The following is a 5,226-nucleotide window of genomic DNA, read 5'->3' on the forward strand; positions in this document are numbered from 1 at the left end:
GGGCCTCGCGCCGCAGGGCGCCGGGTCCGACCGCCGGGATCCGCCGATGCCTTCGTCCCTGACCCTCTCCCTCGGCCAGCACAGCGAGCGCGGGCGCAAGGAGACCAACCAGGACTTCCACGGCGCGCTCGTTCCCGGGCGCGCCGCGCTGGCCCTCAGGGGCGGTGCGATCGCCATCGCCGACGGAATCGGCAGCAGCCCGGTCAGCCACGTCGCGAGCGAGACGGCGGTCCGGAGCTTCCTGTCCGACTATTACGACACCCCGGACACCTGGTCGGTGAAGACGGCGGCGAGCCGGGTCATCGCCGCGACGAATTCGTGGCTCCATGCCGAGACCCGGCGCAACCGGCAGCTGCACGACCCCGAGGGCGCGCGCGACCGCGGCTACGTCACCACCTTCAGCGCCCTGATCCTGAGGTCGCGCACCGCGCACATCTTCCACGTCGGCGACGCCCGCATCTCCCGGGTCGTGCGGCGCTCGCTCGAAGCGCTCACCGAGGACCACCGCGTCGTCTTCTCCGCCGAGGAATCCTACCTCGGCCGCGCCCTCGGCGCCGCCGCGCACGTGGAGATCGACCACCACACGGTCGTGATCGAGGGTGGGGACGTCTTCGTCCTGACGACGGACGGGGTGCACGAGCACGTGCGGCCGGAGGCGATCGTCGCCGAGATCGCGCAGCACGGCGACGACCTCGATCGCGCCGCCCGGGAGATCGTCCGGCGGGCCTACGAGAACGGCAGCGGCGACAACCTCACCGTCCAGATCGTGCGCGTCGACGCCGTCCCCGACGGCGAGCTGGACGAGATGTCGGGCCGGGCCGACGACCTGCCCCCGGCCCCCCTCCTCGACCCGCCGACCACCTTCGACGGCTACCGCGTGCTGCGTACCCTGCATGCGAGCCACCGCAGCCACGTCTACCTGGCGGTCGACGGGGAGACCGGGCGCACGGTCGCCCTCAAGGTGCCCTCGACGGACCTGCATGCGGATCCGGCCGGCCTGCAGCGGTTGATGATGGAGGAATGGGTCGCGCGGCGTATCGACAGCCCGCACGTTCTGAGCGCCCCGCCCCGGACCCGGCGGCGCAGCCACCTCTACACGGTGATGGACTATGTCGAGGGCCGGACGCTCGCCCAGTGGATGCGCGACAATCCCGAGCCGGAGCTCGAGGAGGTCCGGCGCCTCGTCGAGCAGGTCGCGGTGGGCCTTCGCGCCTTCCACCGGCGCGAGATGGTGCATCGGGACCTGCGGCCCCACAACGTCCTGGTCGACGCCGCCGGCACCGTCCGGATCATCGACTTCGGCTCTACCCGGATCGCCGGGCTCGCCGAGGACGACCCGACCATCGACGAGACGGTGCAGGGCACCGTGCAGTACACCGCGCCGGAATGCCTCGCGGGACGGCCCGCCACGCCGCAATCGGACATCTTCTCGCTCGGCGTGATCGCCTACCAGATGCTCACGGGACGCCTGCCCTACGGCGCGGAGGCGACGCGGGCCTTCAGCGCGGCCCGCGCCCAACGCCTGCATTACGTCTCCCTCGCCGCGGCGCGCACCGGTCTACCCGCCTATGTCGACGCGGCCCTGCGCAAGGCGGTGCACCCCAATCCGGCCCAGCGCTACGAGGTGCTCTCCGCCTTCGTCCAAGACCTGCGCCACCCGAACCCGTCGCTGCCCGGCCTCCGGCGGACGGCCCTTCTGGAGCGCGACCCGGTGCTGTTCTGGAAGCTCGTCTCCCTCACCCTGGCGGCGGCGGTCGTCTACCTGCTTGCGCGCTCGGCCCTTTGAGGGGTGCATGCGGCCTCGCGGATGCGCATGCGAGGAGCGGTGTCGCGTGTTGAAAGACCGCTTCCCCTCCCTCCCCACTCTTCGAGGGAGGGAAGACGGGCGCTCGATCACGGTTCGCGATAGGCCGAGCCGTCTTCGGCCTGGGCCGGGTGGGCGACGTAGCGGCCGTGGTCCGGGACTGCGACGGCTTCGAAGTCTTGCGCCAGGGCGTCGAGGCCGCGACGCATCTCTGCGCCTTCCAGCGGCCGGCCGTGGCCTGTGACGACGCGCTCGGGCCGGAGCGCGGCGAGGCGGCGGACCGAGGCGGCGGCGGCGGACCAGTCGATGGTCAGGTACATCGGCGGGCCGTGGAACTCGGGCTCCTGCAGCGCGACCGCGTAGATGGATTCCTGCGCCGTTGTCACGAAGGCGTCGCCGGCGATCAGCGACCCGTCGGCCTCGCGCCAGAGCGAGACGTGGCCCGGGCTGTGGCCCGGCGTGTGGATCCAGCGCCAGCCCGGCATCGGCGGCACCGTCCCGTCCGCCGGCAGGATGACGAGGCGTGCGCCCACGTCGACCGGTTTCGTCGGGTAGAGCGGCGACAGCAGCGCGAGCGCCCCGCCGCCGACCGTGGGGTCGGGGCTTGGATATGAGGCGCTGCCGTCGAGATAAGGCCGCTCCGCAGCGTGAGCGTAGATCGGCACGTCCCACTCTTCGGCGAGGTCCTCCAGCACGCCGACATGGTCGAAGTGCCCGTGCGTCAGCACGATCGCCGCCGGGCGGGCGCCGGCGCCGAAGCGTGCCTCGGCCGTGCCCTTGATCAGGCCCTTGCCGCCGGGGATGCCGGCGTCGACCAGCACCCATCCGCGGTCGCCCGCGTCGGGTGCGCCGACGAACACGACGTTGACCATCACCACCCGGCGATAGGCGAGATCGGGCAGGAGCGCGTGGCTACCGTCCCCGGCGGCCTCGCCGACGCGCGCGATGGCCCCGACCGAAACCTGTTGGACCATGTGCCTTGCGCCTTTCGCTTCGGAAGTGATCGCCGTTGAGGGGTAACCGTGCGGGCCGGCGGACAGCCGTCGACCGCGCGTGTCGTTTGCCGGCGAATCACCGTAATTTACGGATTGCCGCTATCAGGCGGCGCCGTCGTCCCGCCATGGCCGTAACGCGTCGGGGACGCGGAAATCGGGCGGCGTCTCGAAGTCGGCGGCTGCGCCCCGCATCGCCCGCGGCGGGCGCGGAAAGCCGCTCCGGTCGCCGTAATCGTAGCGGCCGGGTGGGGAGAGGCGCTTGTCGGCCATCAGCCCCTGGGCGCAGACGACATCGAGCACGGTCACGCCGGCCACCGCCGCGGTTGCCGCGACGAGGTTGGCGCGCTGCTTGCGATCGCCGTCGAAGCCCTGGGCCAGGGTCGCGAGGTCGAGGGCGTCGCCCGCGACGCGGCCGAGGATCCACGGGGTCGGGTCGTGGCTCATGAGGATGGCGACGCCGGTCGCGACCTCGCGCACGCCGTAGCTGCGCACCAACGTCTCGCGCCCTTCGAGGCCGAGGGTGCGGCACAGGCCCCGCGGCGCCGCGAGTTCGAGGAGGCCGAGGCCGATCGAGAACCAGCCGAGGCCGCGGGCGAGTTCCTGGTGTCCGGTCTGGGCGCCGCGACCGGGCGCCGGGCGCGTCGGGTAGGGATGGCGCATCGTGCTCATGGCCGGATCACCACCTTGATGCAGCCGTCCTGCTTGTCGCGGAAGGTGCGATACATCTCCGGGCCGTCCTCCAGCCCGATCGTATGGGTGATGACGAAGGACGGGTCGATCTGCCCTTCCTCGATCCGCCGCAGCAGGTCGCCGGTCCAGCGCTTCACGTGCGTCTGCCCGGTGCGGACGGTGAGGCCCTTGTTCATCAGGGCGCCGATCGGGAACTTGTCGATCAGGCCGCCGTAGACGCCCGGCACCGAGAGGATGCCGGCGGGCCGGCAGACCATGATCATCTGGCGCAGGACGTGGGCGCGGTCCGTCTCCAGCATCATCGCCTGCTTCGCGCGGTCGTAGACGGCGTCGACCGCGCCGAGCGCATGCGCTTCGAGCCCGACGGCGTCGATGCACTTCTCCGGCCCGCGTCCGTCGGTCATGTCGTTGAGCCGGGCGACGATGTTCGACTCCGCGTCGTAATCGAGCACCTCGGCGCCCCCCGCCCGCGCCATCTCGAGGCGCTCGGGCACCCGGTCGATGGCGATCACGCGCTTGGCCCCGAGCAGGATCGCAGAGCGGATCGCCATCTGCCCGACGGCGCCGCAGCCCCAGATCGCGACGGTGTCCTCCGCCTGGATGTCGCACTGGACCGCGCCCTGCCACCCCGTCGGGAAGATGTCGGAGAGGAACAGCAGGTGCTCGTCGGGGATGCCGTCCGGCACCTTGATGTGCGTCGAGTCGGCGAAGGGCACCCGCAGGTATTCGGCCTGTCCGCCGGCATAGCCGCCGGTCAGGTGCGTGTAGCCGAACAGGCCCGCCGTGGTGTGGCCGAAGGCGGCGTCGCCAAGCGGCTTGTTGCGGTTGGTGCGCTCGCAGACCGAGAAGTTGCCGCGCCGGCATTGCGGGCACTGGCCGCAGGTGATCGTGAAGGGCACCACGATCCGGTCGCCGACCTTGAGCGCGGAATTGTCCTTCCCGACCTCGACCACCTCGCCCATGGTCTCGTGGCCCATGATGTCGCCCGCCTTCATGCCAGGCATGAAGTGGTCGTAGAGATGCAGGTCCGAGCCGCAGATCGCGCAACTCGTGACCTTGATGATCGCGTCGCGCCCGTCCTCGATGGTCGGATCGGGAACCGTGTCGCAACGGATGTCGGTCGTGCCGTGCCAGACGAGGGCTTTCATCGGCTTCAAGCTCCCGGCCGCCGATCGGAAGGTGCGGCCCATGCGGGTGCAACCTCGGTCGCCGGGGTTGGTTCTGTGCGGTTTCGGACCGAACGGGAGCGCGGGCGGGCTGACGAAGCCTGGGCGAGAGCGGACGTTTTCGTCCTGACCCCGACGACCGATGGGGTCAGGTCTCGGATGCAGCGAGGATGGCTGGAGGAGGACGCAGCAGAAGCGCTTCAGGATCTGGTCGCGGATGAGGGCAAGTCGTCAAACGATCCTTCGCGCGGCACCTGGGCAGCGGCGGGGACTCGCCCACGACATCTGCCCCCTCCGCCAGACCTTCGAGGACGCGCCTACGCGACGGCTTCGTCCGGCTCCGCCCGCGCGGTCAGCCGGTAGAACACGGCGAGGCCGCTGGCGAAGACGGCCAGTCCCATCCACGTCGCGTAGGAGGCGAAGTCCGGGCCGACGAGGGCGAGCGCCGCGCTGCGGCCGGCCAGGGTGTCGGCGACGGCCAGGATCACCCCAACGAAGCTCTCGCCGACGAGGAAGCCGGAGGCGAGCAGGACGCCGCGGCGGCGCGCCGCCTCCGTCGCCTTGTCGGCGT

The 5,226-nt window shown here is 71.4% G+C and carries 4 protein-coding genes and 1 pseudogene; 1 reads left to right on the forward strand and 4 read right to left on the reverse strand.

Features of this window, described 5'->3' with window-relative positions; all coding sequences use genetic code 11:
• Positions 1-46 precede the first annotated feature (46 nt).
• Positions 47-1,786, forward strand: coding sequence for a bifunctional protein-serine/threonine kinase/phosphatase (locus FV222_RS16450; RefSeq protein ID WP_147761643.1), 1,740 nt, complete (start codon positions 47-49; stop codon positions 1,784-1,786).
• A gap of 107 nt (positions 1,787-1,893) precedes the next feature.
• Here the strand turns inward: FV222_RS16450 and FV222_RS16455 are convergent, their stop codons facing one another.
• The 4 genes and pseudogenes from FV222_RS16455 to FV222_RS16470 form a co-directional block, all read right to left on the reverse strand.
• Positions 1,894-2,778 carry an MBL fold metallo-hydrolase gene (locus tag FV222_RS16455; protein WP_147761642.1) on the reverse strand — a complete coding sequence of 295 codons (885 nt, stop codon included), beginning with the start codon at positions 2,776-2,778 and terminating at the stop codon, positions 1,894-1,896.
• A gap of 123 nt (positions 2,779-2,901) precedes the next feature.
• A complete protein-coding gene (locus FV222_RS16460; RefSeq protein ID WP_246685501.1) occupies positions 2,902-3,468 on the reverse strand; it encodes a cyclase dehydrase in 567 nt (188 codons plus the stop codon).
• Positions 3,465-4,637, reverse strand: a complete 1,173-nt coding sequence (locus tag FV222_RS16465) for a zinc-dependent alcohol dehydrogenase (protein ID WP_147761641.1) — start codon at positions 4,635-4,637, stop codon at positions 3,465-3,467. Before FV222_RS16465 ends, FV222_RS16460 begins: the two co-directional genes overlap by 4 nt.
• A 335-nt stretch (positions 4,638-4,972) precedes the next feature.
• Positions 4,973-5,226, reverse strand: a pseudogene (locus FV222_RS16470) (oligopeptide transporter, OPT family); the annotation flags it as partial.

This window comes from Methylobacterium sp. WL103 (assembly GCF_008039885.1).
Classification (GTDB): domain Bacteria; phylum Pseudomonadota; class Alphaproteobacteria; order Rhizobiales; family Beijerinckiaceae; genus Methylobacterium; species Methylobacterium cerastii.

Bases quoted from the DNA above. Each gene is read 5' to 3' on its own strand.
- FV222_RS16450 (WP_147761643.1), top strand. From the start codon at position 47: ATGCCTTCGTCCCTGACCCTCTCCCTCGGCCAGCACAGCGAGCGCGGG.
- FV222_RS16455 (WP_147761642.1), bottom strand. From the start codon at position 2,778: ATGGTCCAACAGGTTTCGGTCGGGGCCATCGCGCGCGTCGGCGAGGCC.
- FV222_RS16460 (WP_246685501.1), bottom strand. From the start codon at position 3,468: ATGAGCACGATGCGCCATCCCTACCCGACGCGCCCGGCGCCCGGTCGC.
- FV222_RS16465 (WP_147761641.1), bottom strand. From the start codon at position 4,637: ATGAAAGCCCTCGTCTGGCACGGCACGACCGACATCCGTTGCGACACG.